At 47.2% G+C, this 23,489-nt stretch carries 21 protein-coding genes; 20 read left to right on the forward strand and 1 reads right to left on the reverse strand.

Annotation, left to right across the window (positions count from 1 at the left end; genetic code table 11):
* Positions 1 to 54: 54 nt before the first annotated feature.
* The 5 genes from DWX43_RS12660 (at position 55) to DWX43_RS12680 (ending at position 5,236) form a co-directional block, all read left to right on the forward strand.
* Positions 55 to 900 carry a carbohydrate ABC transporter permease gene (locus tag DWX43_RS12660; RefSeq protein ID WP_109731089.1) on the forward strand — a complete coding sequence of 282 codons (846 nt, stop codon included), beginning with the start codon at positions 55 to 57 and terminating at the stop codon, positions 898 to 900.
* 70 nt (positions 901 to 970) lie between these two features.
* Positions 971 to 1,915: an aldo/keto reductase gene (locus tag DWX43_RS12665; protein ID WP_118620533.1), complete on the forward strand. Its 945-nt coding sequence runs from the start codon at positions 971 to 973 to the stop codon at positions 1,913 to 1,915.
* Positions 1,916 to 2,081: 166 nt separating this feature from the next.
* Positions 2,082 to 3,518, forward strand: coding sequence for an NAD(P)/FAD-dependent oxidoreductase (locus DWX43_RS12670; protein WP_118620636.1), 1,437 nt, complete (start codon positions 2,082 to 2,084; stop codon positions 3,516 to 3,518).
* A gap of 44 nt (positions 3,519 to 3,562) precedes the next feature.
* On the forward strand, positions 3,563 to 4,867 hold the full coding sequence (locus tag DWX43_RS12675; RefSeq protein ID WP_118620534.1) for an NAD(P)/FAD-dependent oxidoreductase: 1,305 nt from the start codon (positions 3,563 to 3,565) through the stop codon (positions 4,865 to 4,867).
* A 3-nt stretch (positions 4,868 to 4,870) separates the two neighbouring features.
* Complete coding sequence (locus DWX43_RS12680; RefSeq protein ID WP_118620535.1) at positions 4,871 to 5,236, forward strand: DUF1667 domain-containing protein; 366 nt, start codon at positions 4,871 to 4,873, stop codon at positions 5,234 to 5,236.
* Positions 5,237 to 5,254: 18 nt separating this feature from the next.
* Here DWX43_RS12680 and DWX43_RS12685 read toward each other — a convergent pair whose 3' ends face one another.
* Positions 5,255 to 5,962, reverse strand: a complete 708-nt coding sequence (locus DWX43_RS12685; RefSeq protein ID WP_118620536.1) for a GntR family transcriptional regulator — start codon at positions 5,960 to 5,962, stop codon at positions 5,255 to 5,257.
* A 234-nt stretch (positions 5,963 to 6,196) separates the two neighbouring features.
* Between DWX43_RS12685 and phnG the strand changes: the two genes are divergently transcribed.
* The 15 genes from phnG (at position 6,197) to DWX43_RS12765 (ending at position 23,463) form a co-directional block, all read left to right on the forward strand.
* Positions 6,197 to 6,625, forward strand: coding sequence for a phosphonate C-P lyase system protein PhnG (phnG, locus tag DWX43_RS12690; protein WP_181368656.1), 429 nt, complete (start codon positions 6,197 to 6,199; stop codon positions 6,623 to 6,625).
* 3 nt (positions 6,626 to 6,628) lie between these two features.
* Positions 6,629 to 7,225: a phosphonate C-P lyase system protein PhnH gene (gene phnH, locus DWX43_RS12695; RefSeq protein ID WP_118620537.1), complete on the forward strand. Its 597-nt coding sequence runs from the start codon at positions 6,629 to 6,631 to the stop codon at positions 7,223 to 7,225.
* Positions 7,226 to 7,266: 41 nt separating this feature from the next.
* Entirely contained in the window at positions 7,267 to 8,370 is a 1,104-nt protein-coding gene (locus DWX43_RS12700) for a carbon-phosphorus lyase complex subunit PhnI (RefSeq protein WP_118620538.1), read from the forward strand.
* A complete protein-coding gene (locus DWX43_RS12705) occupies positions 8,363 to 9,208 on the forward strand; it encodes an alpha-D-ribose 1-methylphosphonate 5-phosphate C-P-lyase PhnJ (protein WP_109731097.1) in 846 nt (281 codons plus the stop codon). Before DWX43_RS12700 ends, DWX43_RS12705 begins: the two co-directional genes overlap by 8 nt.
* Positions 9,208 to 10,038 (forward strand): ATP-binding cassette domain-containing protein, encoded by an 831-nt coding sequence (locus DWX43_RS12710; RefSeq protein ID WP_118620637.1) that lies wholly within the window; start codon positions 9,208 to 9,210, stop codon positions 10,036 to 10,038. Before DWX43_RS12705 ends, DWX43_RS12710 begins: the two co-directional genes overlap by 1 nt.
* Positions 10,039 to 10,097: 59 nt before the next feature.
* On the forward strand, positions 10,098 to 11,285 hold the full coding sequence (locus tag DWX43_RS12715; RefSeq protein WP_118620539.1) for an alpha-D-ribose 1-methylphosphonate 5-triphosphate diphosphatase: 1,188 nt from the start codon (positions 10,098 to 10,100) through the stop codon (positions 11,283 to 11,285).
* An 8-nt stretch (positions 11,286 to 11,293) separates the two neighbouring features.
* Positions 11,294 to 12,004 carry an ATP-binding cassette domain-containing protein gene (locus tag DWX43_RS12720; protein ID WP_118620540.1) on the forward strand — a complete coding sequence of 237 codons (711 nt, stop codon included), beginning with the start codon at positions 11,294 to 11,296 and terminating at the stop codon, positions 12,002 to 12,004.
* Positions 12,004 to 12,816, forward strand: a complete 813-nt coding sequence (locus tag DWX43_RS12725) for a PHP domain-containing protein (protein ID WP_118620541.1) — start codon at positions 12,004 to 12,006, stop codon at positions 12,814 to 12,816. Before DWX43_RS12720 ends, DWX43_RS12725 begins: the two co-directional genes overlap by 1 nt.
* Before the next feature lie 111 nt (positions 12,817 to 12,927).
* Positions 12,928 to 14,016: a putative 2-aminoethylphosphonate ABC transporter substrate-binding protein gene (locus DWX43_RS12730; protein ID WP_118620542.1), complete on the forward strand. Its 1,089-nt coding sequence runs from the start codon at positions 12,928 to 12,930 to the stop codon at positions 14,014 to 14,016.
* 10 nt (positions 14,017 to 14,026) lie between these two features.
* Entirely contained in the window at positions 14,027 to 15,049 is a 1,023-nt protein-coding gene (locus tag DWX43_RS12735) for an ATP-binding cassette domain-containing protein (RefSeq protein ID WP_109731102.1), read from the forward strand.
* Between the two features lie 22 nt (positions 15,050 to 15,071).
* Complete coding sequence (locus tag DWX43_RS12740) at positions 15,072 to 16,775, forward strand: putative 2-aminoethylphosphonate ABC transporter permease subunit (RefSeq protein ID WP_118620543.1); 1,704 nt, start codon at positions 15,072 to 15,074, stop codon at positions 16,773 to 16,775.
* Between the two features lie 165 nt (positions 16,776 to 16,940).
* Positions 16,941 to 19,868: an insulinase family protein gene (locus tag DWX43_RS12745; RefSeq protein WP_118620544.1), complete on the forward strand. Its 2,928-nt coding sequence runs from the start codon at positions 16,941 to 16,943 to the stop codon at positions 19,866 to 19,868.
* 72 nt (positions 19,869 to 19,940) lie between these two features.
* On the forward strand, positions 19,941 to 20,840 hold the full coding sequence (gene era / locus DWX43_RS12750; RefSeq protein WP_118620545.1) for a GTPase Era: 900 nt from the start codon (positions 19,941 to 19,943) through the stop codon (positions 20,838 to 20,840).
* Positions 20,841 to 21,130: 290 nt separating this feature from the next.
* Complete coding sequence (gene recO / locus DWX43_RS12760; RefSeq protein ID WP_243099308.1) at positions 21,131 to 21,871, forward strand: DNA repair protein RecO; 741 nt, start codon at positions 21,131 to 21,133, stop codon at positions 21,869 to 21,871.
* 200 nt (positions 21,872 to 22,071) lie between these two features.
* Positions 22,072 to 23,463, forward strand: a complete 1,392-nt coding sequence (locus DWX43_RS12765) for a glycine--tRNA ligase (RefSeq protein WP_118620547.1) — start codon at positions 22,072 to 22,074, stop codon at positions 23,461 to 23,463.
* Positions 23,464 to 23,489 lie beyond the last annotated feature (26 nt).

Consider the following 23,489-nt stretch of genomic DNA (forward strand, 5'->3'; position numbering starts at 1 on the left):
ATTAACCAAGTAGTCTTGATTGACTACATCATTATTATACTGGGAGGTAGAACTATGACAAGGAAAAAACGTCTCTCTTCTGTATTACAGAATATATTTAAGATTGCCGTACTGGTTCTCTTTATGAGCCCGTTTTATGTGGCACTGAATTATGCACTTAAGACAAAACAGGAGATTGCACAGACCGGTCTGGCGTGGCCGAAAGAACTGCACTTTGAGAACTTTACGGAAGCGATCCGCCAGACTTATGTCGCAGGAATGCCTTTCTTTAAAGTACTGATGAATACTGTGATTGCTACATTGGTAGGTACGGCACTTATTGTATTTATTTCCGCTATGGCGGCGTATGCAATTGCACGCAGGAAAGGAAAAATATATTCCATCTGTTACACGCTGATGGTTGTTACATTACTTGTGCCGATCCAGGCATATATGTTCCCTCTGTATGATGAACTGAGGGGGATGGGACTGCTGAATACGAACCTTGGCTTTATATTGGCGAAGGTCGGGGCACAGGTCGGGTACAGTGTCATCATTACGACCGGATTCGTAAAAAATATTTCGGTGGAAATAGAGGAAGCAGCACTGATTGACGGGGCCAGTATCCCGAAAATGTTTGTAAAGATTGTCATGCCGCTTCTGAAACCGATTTTCATGACCTCAATTGTCATCAATGCACTGAGTATCTGGAATGATTTCGGACTGGCGTTCATCGTACTGACGAAGCCGGCGAATTATGTACTGCCTTTGCTTCAGTTTACATTTATTACATCGAATACATCTATGTTGAATCTGGCATTTGCATTATTCCTCCTGACAATGATTCCGATCCTGCTTCTGTATTTGTTCCTGCAGAAATACATAGTCAGTGGTATCATGCTCGGCTCGGTGAAGGGGTAATGTGACTTCTGGAAAAGGAAAAGCGGTACAGTGAAAATAAATTGTTGAAAGATAAGGAGACTTGTATAATATGAAAACAATAAAATTAGGCGGCGCCTTAGAGGCATCCGCAATTGGCCTTGGATGTATGCGTATGGAAAATCTGGATGTAGCGGATGCGCAGAAAGTAATCGATGCAGCCGTAGAATCAGGGATCACATTTTTTGACCATGCAGACTGTTATGGATTTGGTAAGTCAGAAGAAATCTTTGCAGAAGCACTGGAAAGAACAGACATCCGCAGAGAGGACCTGGTCATTCAGTCAAAATGCGGAATCCGGAAAGGACGCGGCAGATACCCGTTCTGTAAACAGTATTATGATTTTTCAAAGGAACATATCATTGAGGCGGTCGATGCAATTCTTGGCAGGCTGAAGACAGACTATCTGGATACCCTCCTGCTGCACCGTCCTGACACACTGGTTGAGCCTGAGGAGGTTGCAGAGGCGTTCGATATTCTGGCTTCCAAAGGAAAAGTGCGCTACTTCGGTATCAGCAATGAATCTCCTGCACTGGTGAAGCTGCTCCAGAAGGAATTAAACCAGCGGCTGATCGTGAACCAGCTCCAGTTCAGCCCGGCCCACACATGGATGGTTAACCAGCAGATTTATATGAACATGAATGACGGCCAGTCCGTCGGACGCTCCTGTGAAGTACTGGAATACTGCCGTGATAAGAACATTACGATTCAGGCATGGTCACCATTCCAGCATGGATTCTTCGAAGGAACCTTCATTGGGGATTATGAGAAATATCCGGAACTGAATCAGGTACTGGACGATTTTGCCAAAGAAAAGGGCGTGACCCCGGCGGCAGTCGTGATCGCCTGGATACTGCGCCATCCGGCGAAGATACAGCCGATCATCGGAAGTATGAATCCACAGAGGATCCGGGACATTGCAGAAGGGCAGAATATCGAAATCACCAAAGAAGAGTGGTATGAATTATATGGTGCGGCAGGGAATGTGCTGCCATAGTAATGGAATTTAGAGTTGTAATTTAAAAAGGCGGGGTGTATAATAGACGTAGAAATTTATAATGTATGCCTATGAGAACAGAGCCTGGCAGATGACATATCAGCAGATATGTTTATTTGTCGGACTCTGTTTTTGTTCGTTTAAAAGGAATATGGGAGGTATGAAGATGTATGATGTAATTATTATAGGCGCAGGTGTTTCTGGTTCGGCAGCAGCCCGTGAATTGTCCAGATATCAGGTCAGGGCGTGTGTCCTTGAAAAGGCGGAAGATGTATGCTGCGGTACTTCGAAGGCAAACAGCGGGATTGTACACTCGGGGTATGATGCGGCGCCGGGAACCCTGATGGCAAAGCTGAATGTCCGGGGAAATGACAGGATGGGGGAGCTGGCAGAGGAGCTGGATTTCCCGTTTTCCAGAAAAGGGTCACTGGTGATCTGCAGGGAAGAAGATGGGCTTTTGGCACTGGAGGAGCTTAAGAAACGCGGAGAGTTAAATGGTGTGCAGGGACTTGAAATTCTGAACAGAGAGCAGGTGCTTGAACTGGAGCCGAATGTGACAAAGGATGTCATTGCGGCACTTTACGCACCGAGTGCCGGTATTGTATGCCCGTTCGGACTGAATATTGCCCTTGCCGAAAATGCAAATAGAAATGGCATTGAATTTTATTTTAATACAGAGGTTATGGATATCAGGAAGACTGAAAAAGGATTTTTGCTGGAGACTTCAGCGGGAGTGTATGAGACAAAATATGTTGTGAATGCGGCCGGTGTATATGCAGATCAGTTCCACAACATGGTGAGCAGGGAAAAGCTGCATATCACCCCGAGGAAAGGTGAATATTATCTGTTGGATAAGAGCACGAGTGACCATGTTTCGAGAACGATCTTTGCACTGCCCGGGAAACTTGGGAAAGGGGTGCTTGTGACGCCGACGGTCCACGGCAACCTGCTTGTCGGGCCTACGGCTGAGGATATTGAAGACAAGGACGGTGTGAATACGACGCCGGAAGGGCTTGCGGCGATTGCTGAGAAGGCGGGGCAGAATGTCAGCGGCCTGCCGCTTAAGAAAGTAATCACCAGTTTTGCAGGTCTGCGTGCCCACGAGGACCGGCATGATTTTGTCATAGGAGAAGTGCAGGACGCCCCGGGCTTTATCGACTGTGCAGGCATCGAATCGCCGGGGCTTACCAGTGCTCCGGCAGTGGGAGAGATGGTTGCCGGGATATTAAAAGATAAACTGAATCTGGAAGTGAATCCGGGTTTTCAGGGGAAGCGGAAGGGGATTTTAGATCCGTCTAAACTTACGATGGAGGAGAGAAACGAACTGATCCGGCAGAATCCGGCTTACGGTAGTATCATCTGCCGCTGTGAAATGATTTCCGAAGGGGAGATTCTTGATGCGATCCACAGGCCGCTGGGGGCCCGCTCGCTCGATGGTGTCAAGCGCAGGACGAGGGCCGGCATGGGGTGCTGTCAGGCAGGTTTTTGTTCCCCGCGTACGATGGAGATACTGGCGAGGGAACTGGGGGAACCGATGGAGGCAGTCACGAAGTCCGGCGGCGGTTCAAGACTGATTGTGGGAACAAACAAGGACAGGATTTAGATATTATTACCGGATTTAGATATTTTTGGCAGGGAGGAAAGAACATGGAACAATATGAGATTGTGATTATCGGCGGCGGCCCGGCAGGACTCTCAGCGGCAGTTTCTGCAAGAAAAGCAGGGGCACAGCGGATTCTGATACTGGAGCGGGATAAGGAGCTGGGGGGAATTTTAAACCAGTGTATCCACAATGGATTTGGGTTACATACATTTAAAGAGGAACTGACGGGACCGGAATATGCGGCCCGGTTTATTGAACAGGCATGTGAGCTCCAGATTGAATACCGGCTGAATACGATGGTTATGGATATCAGCCCGGACAAAACAGTGACGGCTATGAGCCGGGAACTGGGGATGTATCAGATACAGGCAGGGGCGGTCATTCTTGCGATGGGATGCAGGGAACGTTCCAGAGGCGCCCTGAATATACCCGGATACCGTCCGGCAGGGATTTACTCGGCAGGAACAGCTCAGCGGCTCGTCAATATGGAAGGATTTCTCCCGGGGCGCAAAGTAGTCATTCTCGGTTCCGGTGATATCGGCCTGATCATGGCAAGGCGTATGACGCTGGAGGGTGCACAGGTACAGGTGGTGGCAGAACTGATGCCTTACTCCGGCGGGCTGAAACGTAATATTGTGCAGTGTCTGGATGATTACGGGATACCGCTGAAATTAAGCCATACCGTGACCGACATCAAAGGAAGGGAGCGGGTCGAGGGGATTACACTTGCTGCGGTTGACGGGAAGGGAAAACCAGTCCCGGGGACGGAAGAAGAGTATGAATGTGACACCCTTCTATTGTCTGTTGGCCTGATCCCGGAGAATGAACTCTCAGGGCAAATGGGTGTGACGCTGAACCCTGCAACCTCAGGCCCGGTTGTGAATGAGAGTCTGGAGACTGATATAGAAGGCGTGTTTGCCTGTGGAAATGTACTGCATGTTCACGATCTGGTTGATTTTGTTTCCGAAGAGGCGGCAATGGCGGGGGAAAATGCGGCACATTATGTGGATAACTCTCAGAGAACAGCGGAAGCATATGAAAAAACGGATTCGGCGGCGGGTCAGGAAGCATCTGCCACGGTTACATTAAAGCCGGAGAACGGCGTGCGCTATACGGTACCGTCCCTTATCCATCCTGACAGAATGCGTGAGGAGCAGATCATAAGATTCCGTGTAGGCAGTGTATATAAGAACTGCTATCTTGGTGTTTATCTGAATGGAGAGCGGATTCTCCACAGAAAGTGCCCGGTCATGGCGCCCGGTGAGATGGAGGAAGTTAAAATCAAAAAATCACAGCTGACGGGACTGTCCGGACCGGCGGAGCTTAGCATTCAGGTAGAGGAGGCGTAGAAGATGGAACGAAGAGAATTAATCTGCATCGGCTGTCCGATGGGCTGTCCCCTGAGTGTGGAGACAGATGAAGGAGAAGTGATTTCTGTGACAGGCAATACCTGCCCCAGAGGAGACAGCTATGCAAGAAAAGAAGTTACAAATCCGACGAGGATTGTAACGACGACCGTACGGGTCACAGGCGGTGTACAGGAAATGGTCTCCGTGAAGACGAAAACGGATATTCCGAAGGGAAAAATTTTTGACTGTGTGAAGGCATTAAAAAACGCACAGGCAGAAGCACCTGTACGCATTGGTGATGTAATTCTTCAGAACGCGGCCGGGACCGGAGTTGACATCGTAGCAACGAAAAACGTGGATGCTCTTTGAGCACCATGTTTAGTTTCATTAAATTTCAAATATAAACCGGTCGCTGCGGTAAATCGTGCGTGCCACTTCTACAACCGTTCTGGAGGGCAGGGTCACACAGCGGCAGGTCAGCACAAGACTGGGGGCGTATCCTTTGATTTCAAGAAGGGCACGCTCCCTTTTACTAAGGGAAGAAACCGTGATCTGCGTGTTTTCACTGTGCAGGTTTACATATCCGCAGTTATGGATATAATCATACACTGAAGTGACGGATGCTCCGTCATCCCGGATACACGGGAATAAGTCTTCCGCCATATAGCTGATATGGATCGCCGCGGGCTCACCGTCCAGAACCCGCAGCCGTGTAATTTTATAGACCGGCTCACTAAAATCAACATCCAGCATGGAATGAATCAGCGAATCATCCCGAAGCTTCTGGCAGCCGATATTTTTCGTCTCAAAATGAAGATTCAGAGCCGACATTTTCTTGGAGAAACTTTGATCCGTCATAGAAAGACGGATTTTCTCACGTTTCCCGGAAAAAAAGCTGCCGTATCCCTGCATTGAATACACATATCCCAGCTCCTTCAGCCGTTCATACGCCTTTCGTATTTCCGAGCGTGTCACCCCGAAACGGACAGCCATCTTATTTTCGCTCGGCATCTTTTCCCCCTTTTTGTACTTACATTCCTGAAATTCGCGAATTAAAACATCTACAATAGATTCCCATGTCCATTTTTTCTTCATTTGCACACATCTCCCATAGATTTCAGACAATGGCCCGCAAAGGGGTCTGACCCCTTTGCGGTACCTTCCGGTTTCATCTGGATTATATCAACATAAATATGGGCACACAACACAATTCAGACAACTTTACAGAGAGTTTACGTAATTTAGTTGGCGACTTTACACACCTGCAATAAGATGCACAAAGAAGCGGAAAAACAGGTTTCTATTCATAGAAGTTGGGAGGGTACATGGATGACAAAACGGGAGGTTTCCAGGATTCTGGCGAGGGCGTCTAAGGAGGAAGTGGCAGAGACTGCGTCTATTGTTTATGAACGATGCAGGGTGCAGATTATGAAGCAGCCGCAGAAAACTCTGGTTATGGTGAAGGCCCGGGAATCGATAAAGAAGTCCTTATTCTATCTCGGGGAGGTGCTGGCGTCAGAGTGCATGGTCCTTGTGGATGGTGTGAAGGGGGCAGGAATGATAGCGGGGGATGATTTTGAGAAAGCTGTGGCGGCAGCCGTGATTGATGGTTTTCTGAATCTGGAGGGCAGGCAGGATGAAAAGAAGGTTATACTGGACCGGCTTTTGATGCTGGAAAACCGTCAGGCTGAAAAGCGGGCGGAATTGAACCTTGCGGTCCAAAAGTCAAAGGTGAACTTTAATGTGATGGGAGAATAGGCAATGGCAGTGAATTTAAAATTGGCGTATGAGTTTGATTTTGTGTTTGACGGGCAGCAGGTGTTTCGAAAACTGCTGGATGCCCTGTCCAATCCGGGGAGGATTGAGAATATCAGAGTACAGGCGGGAAAATTTGAAAATGCGTATCCGGAGCTTATGGCCCTGGGGTGTACGCTGCTCGATAATGAGGAAACAATGTATGTGGAAAAAAATCCGGACCTTTCGTCTGAGCTGCACAGCCTGACTTTATGCCATGAGGGAAGTCTGGACGAAGCGGATTATGTATTTCTCTCTTCGGAAATGAACTATGGTTCTATGGAGCAGATCCTTAAGAATGTAAAGCATGGCACTTATGCGGACCCCCAGTTATCGGCGACTATATTCCTGAAGTGCGCGGCGATAGAAGGGACGGAGGAGATGAAGGTACAGGGGCCGGGGATCAAAGATACGCTCCGGGTCAATGTGTATCCTTACATAAAAAAGGTGACTGCGCTACGTGACAGCCTCCATATTGAATATCCGCTTGGAATAGACCTGGTCTTTGCGGATACAAAGGGGAACATCATGGGGGTTCCACGTTTGTGCAGGCCGAAAGACTGATACCGGCATGACACATTTATTAGCAGAAAAGGAGAAAAAAGATGGCTTATGTAGCAGTAACCGGCGGCCGGGAGGCGATTGAGCAGTCCCTGAAGCTGCTGGAGATATTCCGGGACAGTAAAACTGATATCAGTGTGTCCTGCATCAAAGACAACATGGGGCTTTTAATCGACAAAATTATGAGTGAAGCCGGATTCTATTCACGGGAATATGCGGCACTGGCGCTGAAACAGTGCGAGGGCAGCGTGGAGGAGGCTGTTTTCCTTCTGCGGGCATACCGCTCCACCCTCCCGAGGAATTATTATTCCCTGCCGGTGGATACCTCTGATATGCGGCTGATCAGGAGAATTTCGGCGGCATTCAAGGATATACCGGGAGGCCAGATACTGGGACCGACTTACGATTATTCCCACCGTCTTCTGGACTTTTCCCTCATGGATGGGGAAGAAAACAACCGGCAGCAAAAAAAGAAAGAAAAAGTAAGTGAAGATACTGGCAGGAGTGTTGCAAAGGAAGGATATGATATCCGCTGCGGACGTGTGACGGACATCCTGAAAAAAGAGAAGGTGCTGGTGGAGACAGAGGAGGACAATACCCCTCCGTTCGATGTGACAAGCGATGTGCTGACATTTCCCGCACCGAGAAGCGCGAGACTGCAGACATTTGCAAGGAGTGACGCCGGTTTCCTTGGCGGGGTGGCCTACAGTTCCATGCGGGGATACGGGGCGGTCCATCCAACGGTTTCTGAACTGCGCTGCGGCTATGTCGAGGTCTGCATCCCCTATGTACTGGATGAATCTGAGGAAATCTGTATCGGGGATATTCTGGTCACAGAGGTCGAGGCACTTGTCCCCTCCCACACGGAAACAGAGGAAGAGTTTGATAAAATGACACTTTCCGGAGGATATGGACTCATCTTCGGAAGAAATGAAAATAAAGCAATCGCGATGTCCATTGCGGATGCGAGTCTGGAAACGGAGGGGAACACACCTTCCCAGGACGAGGAATTTGTGCTGACCCACGGGGACTGTCTGGAAATGAGCGGCTTTATTTCCCATCTGAAGCTGCCGCACTATGTCACCTTCCAGTCAAAACTGGACCGTGTCAGAATACAGGAGGATGAGCAGGAGGAGAAAAATGATTGACGCGAAGCATTATAATTTTGCATTCCTTGATGAGGGCTCGAAACGGGAAATCAGAAGGAGCATCTTAAAAGCAGTGGCAATTCCGGGATATCAGGTTCCGTTCGGGTCCCGTGAGCTGCCAATCGGAAGGGGATGGGGAACAGGGGGAATCCAGATCACGCTTTCGATCATCGGAAAGGAAGATGTACTCAAAGTCATTGACCAGGGCAGTGATGACAGTGTGAATGCGGTAAATATCAAGAAACTGGTCGAAGAGTGCACAGGTGTAGAACTGACTACAGATTCAGAGGAGGCCAGCATCATTCAGAGCCGCCACCGTATTCCGGAGATTCCGATGAGAAACGATCAGATTCTGGTATTACAGGTACCGACCCCGGAGCCCTTACGCATTGTGGAACCGAAAGAATCTGTCACAAAACAGATGCATGCAGAAGCGGAATACAGCGGCATGTGGCTGTCCCTGTTTGAGGATCTGACCCGGTTCGGGGAGATCAGCATCAGTTCGGAATACCCGGTCATGGCCGAGGGGCGGTATGTTATGAATCCCAGCCCGATCCCGAGATACGACAATCAGAAACTGAATGACAGTGACACCCTGTATCTGTTCGGTGCGGGGCGCGAGAAAAAAATATATGCAGTTCCCCCCCACACAAAGATAGAGTCCATGTGTTTCGAGGATGTTCCTTTTCAGACAGAGGATTTCGAAGGCAAACACTGCAGGCTCTGTGGGGCGGCAGGCGTTTATCTGGATGAAATCATTGACGAGAAGACAGGCGAAACGGTATACGAATGCAGCGATACCGGGTTCTGCCAAAAAAGAAGGGAGCGTGGGGCATGATGGAACAGCCGGTACTGGAAGTGAAGAACCTGACGGTCCGTTACGGCAGGACATGTGAGTACTGCAGAAATGGCGGCAGGCTGGTGAAGAATACCTGTCCGCACTGCAAGACGGTATGGGCATGCAATGATATTAACGTGACACTCTATGAAGGGGAAATACTTGGCATTGTCGGGGAATCGGGGTCAGGGAAATCCACTTTGATGAAGAGTCTTTATTTTGACTTCCCTGTTACAGAAGGAAAAGGGTATCTCCGGGATTTTGAAGACGGCAGGACGGATATTTTCGGACAAAGCCTGCAGCAGAAAAAATATATCAAGAATCATGTCATGGGGATGGTGTACCAGAACCCTATGCTGGGACTGCGCATGGACTATTCCAGTGCTGGCAATATTGCAGAGAAACTAATAGCGGCAGGACGGCGTAACTATGCCGGGATGAATGAACGTGTCGGGGAGCTGCTCGATGCCGTAGAGATCCTGCAGTCAAGAAAGAAAGAGCCCCCGAAAAACTTCAGCGGCGGAATGCAGCAGCGCGTACAGATATCAAAGGCGCTGGCAAATAACCCGGCAATCCTCCTGCTGGATGAGGTGACGACCGGGCTGGACTTATCCGTACAGGCGAAGGTGCTGGAACTAATACGCAGGATCAGGCAGGAATTCCATATATCGATTATGCTTGTGTCCCATGATCTGGCGGTCATCAGGATGCTCTCAGACCGGACTATCGTCATGCTGGACGGGAAAATAATCGAGCAGGGACTGACCGACCAGATTCTGGATGACCCGCAGCAGCCGTATACGCAGCAGCTGGTGCACTCCCTGCTGTAAGCCTGAGGGGATTTTGGGCTTAGGGGAGTCTGCGAAAAGAATGTGATAAGGAGAGGGAAATGAAAAAAATCATTACAAATGGCAGGATCATCCTAAAGGAACAGCTTCTGGACGGCTGTGACATCATTCTTGAGGATGGCCTGATCAGTGGAATACAAAGAGCGGGAAGTATGGATATGACAGGGGACATATCCGTATATGATGCAAAAGGGGGATATATCATGCCCGGGATTATCGACATTCATTCCGACATGATTGAAGCCTATATCCAGCCGAGGAGCACCGCGGTCATGGATTTTGAAATGGGGCTTGGTGAGGCGGAACGGGTGCTGGCCGTCTGCGGAATTACGACGATGTTCCATTCCATTTCCATGTTCCGCGACGGGTCCTGGGATGTAAAGGAAATCCGGAAAGCGCCGCAGGTGAAAAGGCTGGCAGAACTAATCAGCGGGTACAGGCACAAGAAGAGACTGATCCGCCACAGGTATCATCTGCGCTACGAGATAGACAATCTGGACTGCTATGAGGATGTCAAAAAAATGCTGGAGGACGGTTTCGTCGACCTGCTTTCCTTCATGGATCATTCTCCGGGACAGGGGCAGTATAAAAATCTGGATGTATACAGAAAACACCAGCCGGGGGAAGGAAAAAAGATTTCGGATGAAGATTTTGAAAAGCTGGTAGAACGGGAAAAAAATAAGAATACTGTTACTCTGGATGAGTTGAAAGTACTGGCAGAAACGGCTGGGAAAAGGGGCATTTCCATAGCCAGTCATGATGATGATACAATAGAAAAGCTGGAATTGAACAAGGAGCTTGGGATAAAAATCAGTGAGTTCCCGATCACCTTAGAGGTGGCAAAGGCTGCTTCAAAAGAAGGATTCATGACCGTTCTGGGGGCGCCAAATATTTTGCTGGGGGGATCACACTCGGGTAATTTATCTGCAATGGATGCCATCCGGGAGAATGCGGCGGGCATTCTTGTTTCTGATTATTACCCGCAGGCCCTGCTCCAGTCCGTCTTTTATCTGTATCAGGAGCAGGGCATCCCCCTGTGGGAGGCGGTCCGGTATGTGACGATAAATCCCGCGAAGGCGGTTGGGCTGGACCGAATGCTGGGCTCTGTTGAGACCGGGAAAAAGGCGGACCTGCTCGTAGTGGATGCCTCGGGAAAAAGGCCGGTCCCGGAGTTTGTGTTTGTCAATGGTGAATGTGTGGCAGAATGTCATTACCGCGCGGCGGATTAGGAGGAGAGATGGAAAAGATACTGGAAATACAGGGATTGTCGAAACAATTTTATTTATATGAACAGGATCGGGAAATCAAGAGCTGCAGTGATATTACCTTTACTTTGAATAAGGGCGGGTTTATCGGAATTGTGGGGACGTCGGGGGCAGGAAAATCAACGGTCCTGCGCTGCATATACCGCACATACCTCGCGACCACGGGGAAAGTGGTATATGACTCTTTGTCTTACGGGAAGCTGGATCTGGTCAGGGCGGATGAAAGAAAAATCATTCACTTAAGGAAGGTGGAGCTTGGGTATGTTTCCCAGTTTCTGACGATCCTGCCGAGAACGACAGCGAGGGAACATGTGATTAACGGTGCACTGGATGCCGGTTTTTCTTATAAGGAATCCGTAGAAAAAGCGGAAGAGATGCTCCGGTATTTTAAACTGAGTGAGACCTTGTGGGACATCTACCCGAATACATTTTCCGGAGGAGAAAAACTTCGCCTGAACCTGGCACATGCAATGGTAAAAGCGCCCCGGCTGCTGCTGCTGGATGAGCCGACGGCCTCCCTTGACAATGACACAAAGCTGCTCGTAAAGGAGCTGCTGATGAAACTAAAAAAAGAGGGGACATCCATGATCGGTATATTCCATGATCTGGAGTTCATGGAAGGGCTGTGTGACCATGTTTACAATATTTCAAAAGGAAGTTTTCAGGAAGGAGAGGCATCATAATGTATGCAGCAGATTTACATATACACACAGATGTGTCCGACTGCAGTATGAACGCAGAAGAAATCCTGAAGCTTGCCCTTGATAAAGGAATCACACATCTGGCCTTCACGGACCATGATACCACGGACTGTGCAGGAGAACATCTAAAACTGGCAGAAAAATACGGGATCAGGGCAATCCCGGGAGTAGAAATGTCTGCCTATGATTATAAGAAAAAGAAGAAAGTCCATATCTTAGGATATGGTTATCAGACCAACCGCCAGATCGAGGCGATTGGTCGTGAGACGTTAAAGAAGAGGACAGAAAACTGCCTGAAACAGATAGAAATACTGAACACACTCGGCTACCATGTTCCTGAGGAAGAGGCGGCCAGGATGGGAAGGACTGGCATTTACAAGCAGCACATACTGGATTACCTTGTAAAAACGGGGCAGGAAGAGACGATGTTTGGGGAGGTATATCACAACATCTTTAAAAACAACGGCCCCTGTGATTTTGATATCACCTACCCGGCGGCAGAAGATGTCATACAGGCGATTAAGGCAGATAAAGGAAGTGCAGTGCTGGCTCATCCCGGCCAGCAGAACAATTACAGTTCCATTCACCGCCTGACAGAAGCCGGCCTTGACGGAATCGAATTAAACCATCCGTCCCACAGGAAAAATGACAGGATAAGAGTAGAGGAATACTGCCGGACCTATCAGCTCATCATGACGGGCGGCAGTGATTTCCACGGCAGCTATGAAAAGACAAGGACAGAACTTGGCGGTTTTCCTGCCCATAAGAGCAGCGAGATCCTTTTCCTGTCATAAAAAACCACAATTTACATCATTTTACATAATTTATACAAAAAGCCGATGAAGATTCAACATTTGGACGCTATACTTCGTTTGTAATCTTAAAAAAGTTATTTGGAGGTAGTTATGAAGAAAATGATTGTATTGGCTCTTGCAGCCATGTTATCCGTAAGTGTACTGACGGGATGTGTGACGAAAGCTGATGCCAGCGGGACAGGGACAGAAGATACTGCCCAGGCAGCGGACGAGAATGTACTTAATGTTTATACGGCTCTGGAAGATGAGCAGGTTGCGGATTACCTGACTGAGTTCAAGGAGCAGAACCCGGATGTGACTGTAAATGTTACGAGGGAATCTACAGGTATTATTACATCAAAGCTCCTTGCAGAAAAAGACAATCCAGTAGCGGATGTAGTATGGGGATTATCAGCAACAAGCCTGCTCGTGCTCGGTCAGGATGATATGCTGGAGGGATATTCACCCGAGGGCGTTGATAAGATTCTGCCAGAATTCAAGGATGATGCGGAGGTTCCGACCTGGGTCGGGATTGATGCATGGGAGACAGCATTCCTTGTAAATAAGGAAGTACTGAAGTCCAAGGGGATTGATACCGTTCCCCAATCTTATGAAGACCTGCTGGATCCGAAGTATAAAGGCCTGATCGTAATGTCCAACCCTGCATCCTCAGGGACGGGGCTGCTGACTGTAAATGGTATCCTGAACTTATACGGCGATGAAGAGGGATGGGATTATCTGGACAAGCTGCATGAAAATGTTGCAGTCTATATGCACTCCGGTTCCCAGCCGGCAAAATCTGCGGCAGCAGGGGAATACGGAATTGGTATTTCCTTCGGATACCGCTGTATCCAGTCAGCCGAAGAAGTAGGAAGTGACATCTGTGAGGCTGTATTCCCTAAGGAAGGTTCCGGATGGGACATGGAAGCGAACGCTCTGATTAAGAAAGATCAGGAAAAAGAGATTTCTAAGAAGTTTCTTGACTGGGCGATTTCAGAGAATGTAATGAAAAAATATGCGACAAACTATCCGATCGTGGCAACAGGTGTTGGTGACAATATTCCGGAAGGATATTCCCAGAATCCGATTGACCAGCTGATTCCGGACATGGACTTTAACAAGGCTGCAAAGGACAGGGAATCAGTACTTGAAACATGGACGGAGAAATACGATTCTAAGAGTGCTCAGGAAGAAGGTTAGAGGCAGGACTATGAGTGTAAGTTTAAAAATTAGCGGCGTTTCAAAGGTATTTGATAAGAACGTAGCATTGAATAACGTAGACTTACAGATCCAGGCAGGCGAATTTGTCTGCCTGCTTGGCCCGTCAGGCTGCGGCAAATCAACGCTTCTGCGATTGATTGCCGGTCTGGACAGGCCGAGTGAAGGTAAGATCTATATCAATGACAGAGATGTGACGAACCTTCCTCCTTCCAGAAGGAATTTCGGTATTATGTTCCAGTCATACGCCCTTTTCCCGAATCTTTCTGCGTTTGAAAATGTGGCATACGGACTGCGTAATAAGAAGATGAAGAGCAAAGATATCCAGGAGCGCGTAGACCGGCTGTTTGAAATGATCAAGTTGACGAGTGCAAAGGACCGGCTTCCGTCCCAGATGTCCGGAGGGGAGCAGCAGAGGGTCGCACTGGCCAGGGCGCTTGCGACGGAACCTGATTTTCTCCTTCTGGATGAACCACTGTCCGCGCTGGATGCGAAGGTGCGTATCTCCCTGCGGAAAGAAATATGCAATATACAGAAAGAATTGAACCTGACGACGATCATGGTAACACATGACCAGGATGAGGCGCTGACTATGGCGGACAGAATTGTCGTGATGAATAAGGCGGTCGTGATGCAGGAAGGAACGCCGGAAGAAATCTATGAACACCCGGAGAATCCGTTTGTGGCGGATTTTATCGGTTCTATTAATTTTATTGATAAAGAAAAAAGCAAAGTATATGACCTTGGAAATTATGAGCGTGTTGCAATACGTCCTGAAAAAATAGAAATCACAAGAAACCCGTCTGACAATGTGCTCCGCGGCAGGATCACGGATATCGAATTCAGAGGTTTTTATGACCGTGTTTCTGTTCAGGTGAGCCATGTTCTTTACGGAGATATGGTTCTGTATGTGGATGTTCCTTTCCAGACGGCAAAAGAGATGAAATTCAGGGTGGGGGAGAATGTGTACGTGAATTTGCCGAAAGAAGAACTGCTGTGTTTTGAATCAGCATGATGGGGAAGGAGATTAACATGACATGGAACGTATAAAAGCAAAAATAAGAGGGGGGACGAAGGAAGACATTGTCAGGGGAATCCTGATCTGCTGCGTTGTTTTATTTCTCGTTTTGTTTCTGGTATTTCCTCTGTGCACCCTCTTTATGAAGGCATTCCAGAATAAAGACGGGGCATTTGTCGGACTTGACCAGTTTATAAAATATTTTCAGAGCAAGTCAATGGTTTATTCCATTTCACATACATTTTTTATAGCAATCGTTTCTACTATAATATCCGTGACAATGGCTTTCTTTTTTTCCTATGCGCTTTCCAGAAAAAATGTACCCTGGAAGGGGTTTTTCAGATATATCGGCATGATACCGATCTTTGCACCAACAATGCTGCTGGGTATCGCACTGATCTATCTGTTTGGAAATAAGGGAATCCTGACAGGCCTGGGACTTCAGATTCCACTTTACGGGAAAGTGGGCATTATCATCGCGGAGAGTATCTACTGCTTCCCGGTGGCGACCACGATTCTGATGGTGGCGTTTTCGGCGGCGGATAACCGGTTGTATGAGGCGGCGGATACGATGGGGACCTCAGCCATAAGAAAAATGTTTACCATTACGATCCCGAATGTAAAATATGGTCTGATCAGCGCGATTTTCGTGGCATTTACATACAGCTTTACCGATTTCGGGGCCCCGTCGGTTGTCGGGGGCAATTATAATGTTCTGGCGACGGATGTGTATAAGCAGGTCGTCGGGCAGCAGAATTTCAACATGGGGGCCGTGGTCGGAATCATCCTGTTATTCCCAGCCGTCCTGTCCTTTGCGGTAGACCGGATCACCAGCCAGAAGCAGAGCGCCGCAATCAGCGCCAAATCCGTGCCGTACCAGATCAAGCCGCACCGCACCTCGGATACAGCGGCCACCTTATTCTGCCTTCTGGTGACGGTTGCCATGATGCTGTTTTTCGCCGTGGCACTGTTTGCCTCCGTGATAAAGCTGTGGCCTTATAACCTGACATTTACACTTTCAAACTATGATTTAAGCAAGGTATCATCCGGGAATGGTTTCACAGCTTTTAAGAACTCTATTCTGATATCGCTGATCTCGGCATTCCTTGGAACATGCATCACATTTATTGGCGCCTATGTGATCGAGAAGAACCAGAAATTCAAGACGGGCAGGAGGGCGGCCTACCTGTTGTCGATCACTCCGCTTGCAATTCCGGGTACCGTGGTGGGATTGAGTTTTATTATGTTTTTTAATGCACCGTACTTTCAGATCCCGTTCCTTGATGGGTATATGCTGCAGAATCCGTTCCACGGCATATACGGGACCATCTGGATTATTGTGCTTGCCAATATGATCCATTTTTACTCCGTTCCATTCTCCACGGCAACAACGGCGCTGAAGGGACTGGACAAAGAGTTCGAAACCGTCTCGGAATCATTAGCGGTTCCGTTTTATAAGACACTGGGGCGTGTTACCTTACCTTTATGCATGCCCGCAATCTGCGAGATGTGGGTATACTTCTTCGTGAACTCACTTGTGACCGTATCCGCAGTGGTCTTTCTGTTCTCACCGGCGGCACCTATCGCATCCGTTGTCATCGTAAGCATGGAGGGTGCGGGACAGACCGCTCCGGCGGCAGCGATGTGTATGCTTCTGCTGTTTATCAATCTGATTGTGAGACTTCTGTATGAGAATCTGAAAAAATACAGGGGAAGGAAATAGAATATTCCGTTTTTTAATAATGGCCTGGGGGCAGAATGTCTGCTTCACAGGCTGTTTTTTCCGCATTTTTTCTGCATGGAGAAAATATTTGACATATGCAGACCCCTTTTATTGTGTTTGGGAAGATGCTATAATAGGAGCATCGAATAAAAAGTGAGGTGTAATATGAGTATTTTGGATTTGAATGCATATGAATTGATACAGCAGGAAAACTTATCTGATTTAAAATCGAAAGGCTATCTTTTTAAACATAAAAAGAGCGGGGCGAGGATTCTCCTGATGGAGAATGACGATGACAATAAAGTATTTGCTATCGGTTTTAGGACTCCGCCGTCTGACAGTACGGGTGTTCCGCATATTATGGAACACTCTGTTTTATGTGGTTCAAGGGATTTCCCTGTGAAAGATCCGTTTGTGGAGCTTGTGAAAGGGTCTTTGAATACATTTTTAAATGCGATGACTTACCCGGACAAGACGATTTACCCGGTTGCAAGCTGCAATGACAAGGATTTCCAGAACCTGATGCATGTGTATATGGATGCGGTTCTTTATCCGAATATCTATGAGCATGAGGAGATTTTCCGTCAGGAGGGCTGGAGCTATAAGCTGGACAGTGAAGAGGACAAGCTCGGGTACAATGGAGTTGTTTACAATGAGATGAAGGGGGCGTTTTCCTCACCCGAGGGTGTGCTGGACCGCATGGTTCTGAATTCCCTGTTTCCAGATACTTCTTATGCGAATGAATCAGGCGGGGACCCGGATGTGATTCCGGAACTGACCTATGAGCAGTTCCTTGATTTCCACAGGAAATATTACCATCCTTCCAACAGTTATATCTATCTGTACGGTGACATGGATATGGAGGAAAAGCTTAAGTGGCTGGACCGTGAATATCTGAGTAAGTTTGATAAAATCGAAGTGGATTCCGAGATCCGTTATCAGGAACCATTTGACGCTGTGAAGGAAATTGAGATGGAATATTCGATCTCCAGTGAGGAGCCGGAGGAGGACAATACCTATCTTTCATACAACAAAGTGATCGGGACAAGTCTGGATGAGAAGCTGTACCTTGCGTTCCAGATTCTGGATTATGCGCTTCTGTCTGCCCCGGGCGCACCGCTTAAGAAGGCACTTGTGGATGCGGGGATTGGAAAAGACATCATGGGATCCTATGACAACGGGATTTTGCAGCCTATTTTTTCTGTGATTGCAAAAAATGCTAACCTGGAGCAGAAGGAAGATTTTCTGGATGTGATTGAGAATACGCTGAAGAATCTGGTGGAGAACGGTATTGACAAGAAGGCACTGGAGGCAGGAATCAATTATCATGAATTCCGTTTCCGTGAGGCCGATTTCGGCAGCTATCCGAAGGGACTGATGTATGGACTTCAGCTCTTTGACAGCTGGCTGTATGCAGAGGATAAGCCATTTATCCATATGCAGGCAATTCCGACGTTTGAATTTCTGAAAGCACAGGTGGGGACCGGTTATTTTGAAGAACTGATTCAGAAGTACCTGCTGGATAATACGCACGCTTCTGTCGTGATCGTGAAGCCGGAAAAAGGAAGAACCGCGCGACTGGATAAGGAACTGGATGACAAACTCCAGAACTATAAGGCGGGTTTAAATGATGAGGAAGTGAAAAAGCTTGTCCGGGATACGAAGGCACTGATTGAGTATCAGGAAGAGGAAGATTCGAAGGAAGATATGGAGAAGATCCCGGTCCTTCGCAGGGAAGATATTTCGAAAGAGACTGCCCCTATTTATAATGAAGAAAAAGATGTGGACGGGACGAAGATGGTCTATCATGATGTCGATACGAACGGAATCGGTTATTTGACGCTGATGTTCGATTTATCCTGTGTGCCGGAGGAAAAGCTTGCCTATGCAGGACTGCTGCAGGCAGTGCTCGGCCTGATTGATACGACGAACTATGAGTACGGGGAACTGTTTAATGAGATCAATGTGCATACCGGTGGAATCGGGACTTCCCTTGAGTTATATGCGGATGTGACAAAGGTCAAAGAAAAAGACTTCCGTGCCACATTTGAGATTAAAGGAAAAGCACTGTATCCGAAAATGGATGTCCTTTTCAAAATGATGCGCGAGATTCTGATGGAGTCCAGGCTGGACGATGAGAAACGTCTGAAAGAGATCCTGTCCATGCTGAAGTCCAGGCTGCAGATGAGTTTTCTGTCATCCGGACATACAACTGCCGCACTGCGTGCACTTTCCTATGACTCTCCGCTGGCGAAGTTCAAGGATGATGTGGACGGAATCGGATATTACGAGGCCGTAAAGGAGATTGAGGAACACTTTGAGGAGAAGAAGGGCGAACTGATTGCGAACCTGAAGGAACTGGCTGCAAAGCTCTTTAGGGCAGACAACATGATGGTAAGTTATACCGCTTCCGAAGATGGGCTTGAGCCTGCATATGAGGGGATCCGGGAACTTACAAAGAGCCTGCATGAGGAACCTGTGGGTGAAGAGACACCATGCATCATCCACTGCCATAAAAGAAATGAAGGCTTCAAGACCTCTTCCAAAGTACAGTATGTGGCCAGAGTCGGAAACTTCATCGACCACGGCGCCGAGTACAACGGTGCACTTCAGATACTGAAGGTAATCCTAAGTTATGACTACCTGTGGCAGAATATCCGCGTCAAAGGCGGCGCATACGGCTGCATGAGCAGCTTCAACAGACTCGGGGAAGGATACTTTATATCCTACCGTGATCCGAACCTCGAGAAAACAATTGAAGTTTACGAAGGAATCGTAGATTACCTGAAGAACTTCACTGTGGATGAGCGGGATATGACAAAGTACGTGATCGGTACAATCAGCAATATCGACCGCCCGATGAACCCTTCCGCAAAGGGAGACCGCTCGATGAGCCTGTATATGAACCATGTCACTGAAGAAATGATCAAAAAAGAACGAATGGAAATCTTAGGGGCACAGCAGGAAGATATACGCAGACTGGCCGATGTCGTGGCAGCAGTGCTCAAGGCTGGGCAGCTCTGCGTAATCGGCGGAGAAGAAAAAATAGAGGAACAGAAAACACTATTCAAAGAAGTAAAAACCCTTTTTTAGGGACGTAATCTTTTTCAGTTTTACTACGTCCCAAATTGAGTTAAGTGGTGTACCTAAATGAGAGGAGAACGAATGAAGGATAATTTTAAGTCGGGTTTTGTTACTTTGATCGGACGGCCGAATGTGGGGAAATCTACGTTGATGAACCAGCTGATCGGGCAAAAGATCGCTATCACATCGAATAAGCCCCAGACAACGAGGAACCGTATACAGACGGTGCTGACAACGGATGAGGGGCAGGTTGTTTTTGTGGATACACCGGGAATTCACAAGGCGAAGAATAAGCTTGGTGAATATATGGTGAATGTAGCAGAGAAGACTTTAAATGAAGTGGATGTTGTACTGTGGCTGGTGGAGCCGTCGGATTTTATCGGCGCAGGGGAACAGCATATTATTGAGAAACTAAAGAATGTGAAAACGCCGGTTATTCTCGTTATCAATAAAATTGATATGGTAAAGAAGGAAGAAGTTCTGGGCTATATTGATGTCTACCGTAAGGAATATGATTTTGCAGAGATTGTCCCGGTTTCTGCGAGGAATGGGGATAACACGGATGAACTGGTCAAGGTGATTATGCAGTATCTTCCTTATGGGCCACAGTTTTATGACGAAGATACAATTACGGACCAGCCGGAACGCCAGATTGTAGCGGAACTGATACGGGAAAAAGCACTGCACAGTCTGCAGGAAGAAATTCCGCATGGGATTGCGGTTGCGATCGACAGTATGAAGATGCAGAAAAAGGTGATGCATATAGACGCAACGATTATCTGCGAGCGAGATTCCCACAAAGGGATTATTATTGGGAAGCAGGGAAGCATGTTGAAGAAAATTGGCAGTACGGCGCGGTTTGAGATCGAACGCCTGCTGGACTGCAAGGTGAACCTGAAGTTGTGGGTTAAGGTACAGAAAAACTGGCGTGACAGCGATTCCCTGATGAAGAATTTCGGATACCGGGAAGAAGAAAATTAATGAATCGTTTTGCCCGGTGATTGTCAAGGCATTTTGACAAAATAGTACTGGTATATTTTACGAGGTATACTGCTGTCTGAATCGGAGAACCTAATATTATACCCAAAGCGCACATCGTAATACATGCCGCGCGGGCAGATATGACTGAAGAAGAGGTGATCTGATGGAGAAGGAATACTGGCAGCAGTTTACATCCACTGGAAAGGTGGAAGATTATTTAAGTTACAGGATGGAGCAGAAAAGCGGTACATCTGGACTTAATAAGGAAAGAAACAATGAGGTAGGGAACCGTGAATCAGATTGTACTGACAGGAATGGTACTGTCTACAGCTCCGGTTGGAGAGTATGACAGAAGAGTCGTCATATTGACAAAAGAACAGGGGAAAATAGCCGCGTTCGCTAAGGGCTCGAGACGTCCGAACAGTCCTTTGGTGGGGGCGGTAAATCCCTTTACGTTCGGTGAATTCACCATGTATGAAGGGCGGACATCACATACGATACAGTCCGCCAATATTACAAATTATTTTTCGGAACTAAGAAATGATATGATTGGGGCTTACTATGGGTTTTATTTTCTTGAATTTGCGAATTACTATACAAAAGAATTCAATGATGAACGGGAAATGTTGAAGCTTTTATACCAGACGCTCAGGGCCCTCTCGAATCCCCATATCCCGAACCGGCTGATCCGTTACATATTTGAACTGAGGGCTTACTGTATTAACGGGGAAGGTCCTCAGGTATTCCAGTGTGTGGTGTGCGGGGATAAAGACAGGCCTGCGGTTTTCAGTGTGAATAAAGGGGGGATAGTTTGTTCGGAATGCGGCCATGATGTGATCGATGGGATGCGTCTGGATGGTTCTACATTATATAGTATGCAATACATTGAAACAAGCAAAATAGAGAAACTGTATACCTTTAATGTGAAAGAGGAAGTTCTGGAGCAGCTGGCTAAAGTCATGGACAGGTACCGGGATGTGTATGTGGATAAAAAGTTTAAATCTCTGGAAATACTGGAGACACTAATATAAACGCTGCCAGTATACCGAAGTGACAGTAACAGCCATGCCTGATGGTTATGATACCATATGGTAAATTGAATGGAAATCTCCGTGTTGTGTCACAAGCGTAATGGGAGAATCATGGATTGTAATAAATGGCTTGAAAAAAAAGGAAATAGACCTTATAATAGTTAGCAATCGAGATGAAAAAGAATGTGAGGAGCAGTATTATGGTAGAAAAAACGATGGATAAGATTGTAGCTCTTGCTAAAACAAGAGGATTTGTTTACCCGGGTTCCGAGATTTACGGTGGGCTTGCCAATACATGGGATTACGGTAACCTTGGCGTAGAGTTGAAGAATAACGTAAAAAGAGCATGGTGGCAGAAGTTTATTCAGGAATCTCCATATAATGTGGGGGTTGACTGTGCAATTCTGATGAACCCGCAGACATGGGTGGCTTCCGGGCACCTTGGAGGATTTTCAGACCCGCTTATGGACTGCCGTGAATGCCATGAACGTTTCCGTGCAGATAAGCTGATCGAGGATTATTGTGCAGAAAATGGCATCGCTATTGAAGGCGCAGTCGATGCATGGTCTCAGGAGCAGATGTCAGCATTTATAGAGGAACACAATATTTTATGCCCATCCTGTGGAAAACACAACTTTACAGATATCCGTCAGTTCAACCTGATGTTCAAGACATTCCAGGGGGTTACTGAAGACGCTAAGAATACTGTTTATTTAAGACCAGAGACGGCACAGGGTATTTTTGTAAACTTTAAAAATGTCCAGAGAACATCCAGAAAGAAAATACCATTTGGTATTGGCCAGATTGGTAAGTCTTTCAGAAATGAGATCACACCGGGTAACTTCACATTCCGTACAAGAGAATTTGAGCAGATGGAACTAGAATTCTTCTGCGAACCGGGCACAGACTTAGAATGGTTTGCATACTGGAAACAGTTCTGCCTTGACTGGCTGCATTCACTCGGCCTTACTGATGAAGAAGTAAGATACCGTGACCACGATAAAGAAGAACTTTCTTTCTACAGCAAGGCTACAACAGATGTAGAATTCTTATTCCCATTTGGATGGGGAGAACTGTGGGGGATCGCTGACAGAACAGATTATGACCTGACACAGCATCAGGAAGTTTCCAAACAGGATATGTCTTATTTCGATGATGAGAAAAAAGAAAAATACATTCCATACGTAATCGAACCATCACTCGGAGCTGACCGTATGGTACTTGCATTCCTTTGCAGTGCATACGACGAAGAAGAGCTGGAAGGCGGAGACATGCGTACAGTTCTTCATTTCCACCCTGCACTCGCTCCGGTAAAGATTGGAGTACTTCCGTTATCCAAGAAATTGAATGAAGGGGCGGAAAAAGTATTTGCAGAATTATCAAAGACATATAACTGTGAATTTGATGATAGAGGAAACATCGGAAAACGTTACCGCCGTCAGGATGAAATCGGGACCCCATTCTGCGTAACATACGACTTCGATTCAGAAGAAGATGGGGCAGTTACCGTCCGTGACAGAGACACAATGCAGCAGGAAAGAGTCAAAATCGAAGATCTGAAAACATACTTCGAAGAAAAATTAAAATTTTAATATATATGGGGACGTAATCTTTTTTA

Origin of the sequence: Clostridium sp. AF19-22AC, from assembly GCF_003479085.1 — a bacterium.
GTDB classification, from domain to species: domain Bacteria; phylum Bacillota; class Clostridia; order Lachnospirales; family Lachnospiraceae; genus Faecalicatena_A; species Faecalicatena_A orotica.

Bases quoted from the DNA above. Each gene is read 5' to 3' on its own strand.
- DWX43_RS12675 (WP_118620534.1), top strand. From the start codon at position 3,563: ATGGAACAATATGAGATTGTGATTATCGGCGGCGGCCCGGCAGGACTC.
- DWX43_RS12715 (WP_118620539.1), top strand. From the start codon at position 10,098: ATGAAAAAAATCATTACAAATGGCAGGATCATCCTAAAGGAACAGCTT.
- DWX43_RS12700 (WP_118620538.1), top strand. From the start codon at position 7,267: ATGGCTTATGTAGCAGTAACCGGCGGCCGGGAGGCGATTGAGCAGTCC.
- DWX43_RS12680 (WP_118620535.1), top strand. From the start codon at position 4,871: ATGGAACGAAGAGAATTAATCTGCATCGGCTGTCCGATGGGCTGTCCC.
- era (WP_118620545.1), top strand. From the start codon at position 19,941: ATGAAGGATAATTTTAAGTCGGGTTTTGTTACTTTGATCGGACGGCCG.
- DWX43_RS12740 (WP_118620543.1), top strand. From the start codon at position 15,072: ATGGAACGTATAAAAGCAAAAATAAGAGGGGGGACGAAGGAAGACATT.
- DWX43_RS12665 (WP_118620533.1), top strand. From the start codon at position 971: ATGAAAACAATAAAATTAGGCGGCGCCTTAGAGGCATCCGCAATTGGC.
- DWX43_RS12765 (WP_118620547.1), top strand. From the start codon at position 22,072: ATGGTAGAAAAAACGATGGATAAGATTGTAGCTCTTGCTAAAACAAGA.
- phnH (WP_118620537.1), top strand. From the start codon at position 6,629: ATGGCAGTGAATTTAAAATTGGCGTATGAGTTTGATTTTGTGTTTGAC.
- DWX43_RS12685 (WP_118620536.1), bottom strand. From the start codon at position 5,962: ATGAAGAAAAAATGGACATGGGAATCTATTGTAGATGTTTTAATTCGC.
- DWX43_RS12670 (WP_118620636.1), top strand. From the start codon at position 2,082: ATGTATGATGTAATTATTATAGGCGCAGGTGTTTCTGGTTCGGCAGCA.
- DWX43_RS12705 (WP_109731097.1), top strand. From the start codon at position 8,363: ATGATTGACGCGAAGCATTATAATTTTGCATTCCTTGATGAGGGCTCG.
- phnG (WP_181368656.1), top strand. From the start codon at position 6,197: ATGACAAAACGGGAGGTTTCCAGGATTCTGGCGAGGGCGTCTAAGGAG.
- DWX43_RS12720 (WP_118620540.1), top strand. From the start codon at position 11,294: ATGGAAAAGATACTGGAAATACAGGGATTGTCGAAACAATTTTATTTA.
- DWX43_RS12725 (WP_118620541.1), top strand. From the start codon at position 12,004: ATGTATGCAGCAGATTTACATATACACACAGATGTGTCCGACTGCAGT.
- DWX43_RS12735 (WP_109731102.1), top strand. From the start codon at position 14,027: ATGAGTGTAAGTTTAAAAATTAGCGGCGTTTCAAAGGTATTTGATAAG.
- DWX43_RS12660 (WP_109731089.1), top strand. From the start codon at position 55: ATGACAAGGAAAAAACGTCTCTCTTCTGTATTACAGAATATATTTAAG.
- DWX43_RS12745 (WP_118620544.1), top strand. From the start codon at position 16,941: ATGAGTATTTTGGATTTGAATGCATATGAATTGATACAGCAGGAAAAC.
- DWX43_RS12730 (WP_118620542.1), top strand. From the start codon at position 12,928: ATGAAGAAAATGATTGTATTGGCTCTTGCAGCCATGTTATCCGTAAGT.
- DWX43_RS12710 (WP_118620637.1), top strand. From the start codon at position 9,208: ATGGAACAGCCGGTACTGGAAGTGAAGAACCTGACGGTCCGTTACGGC.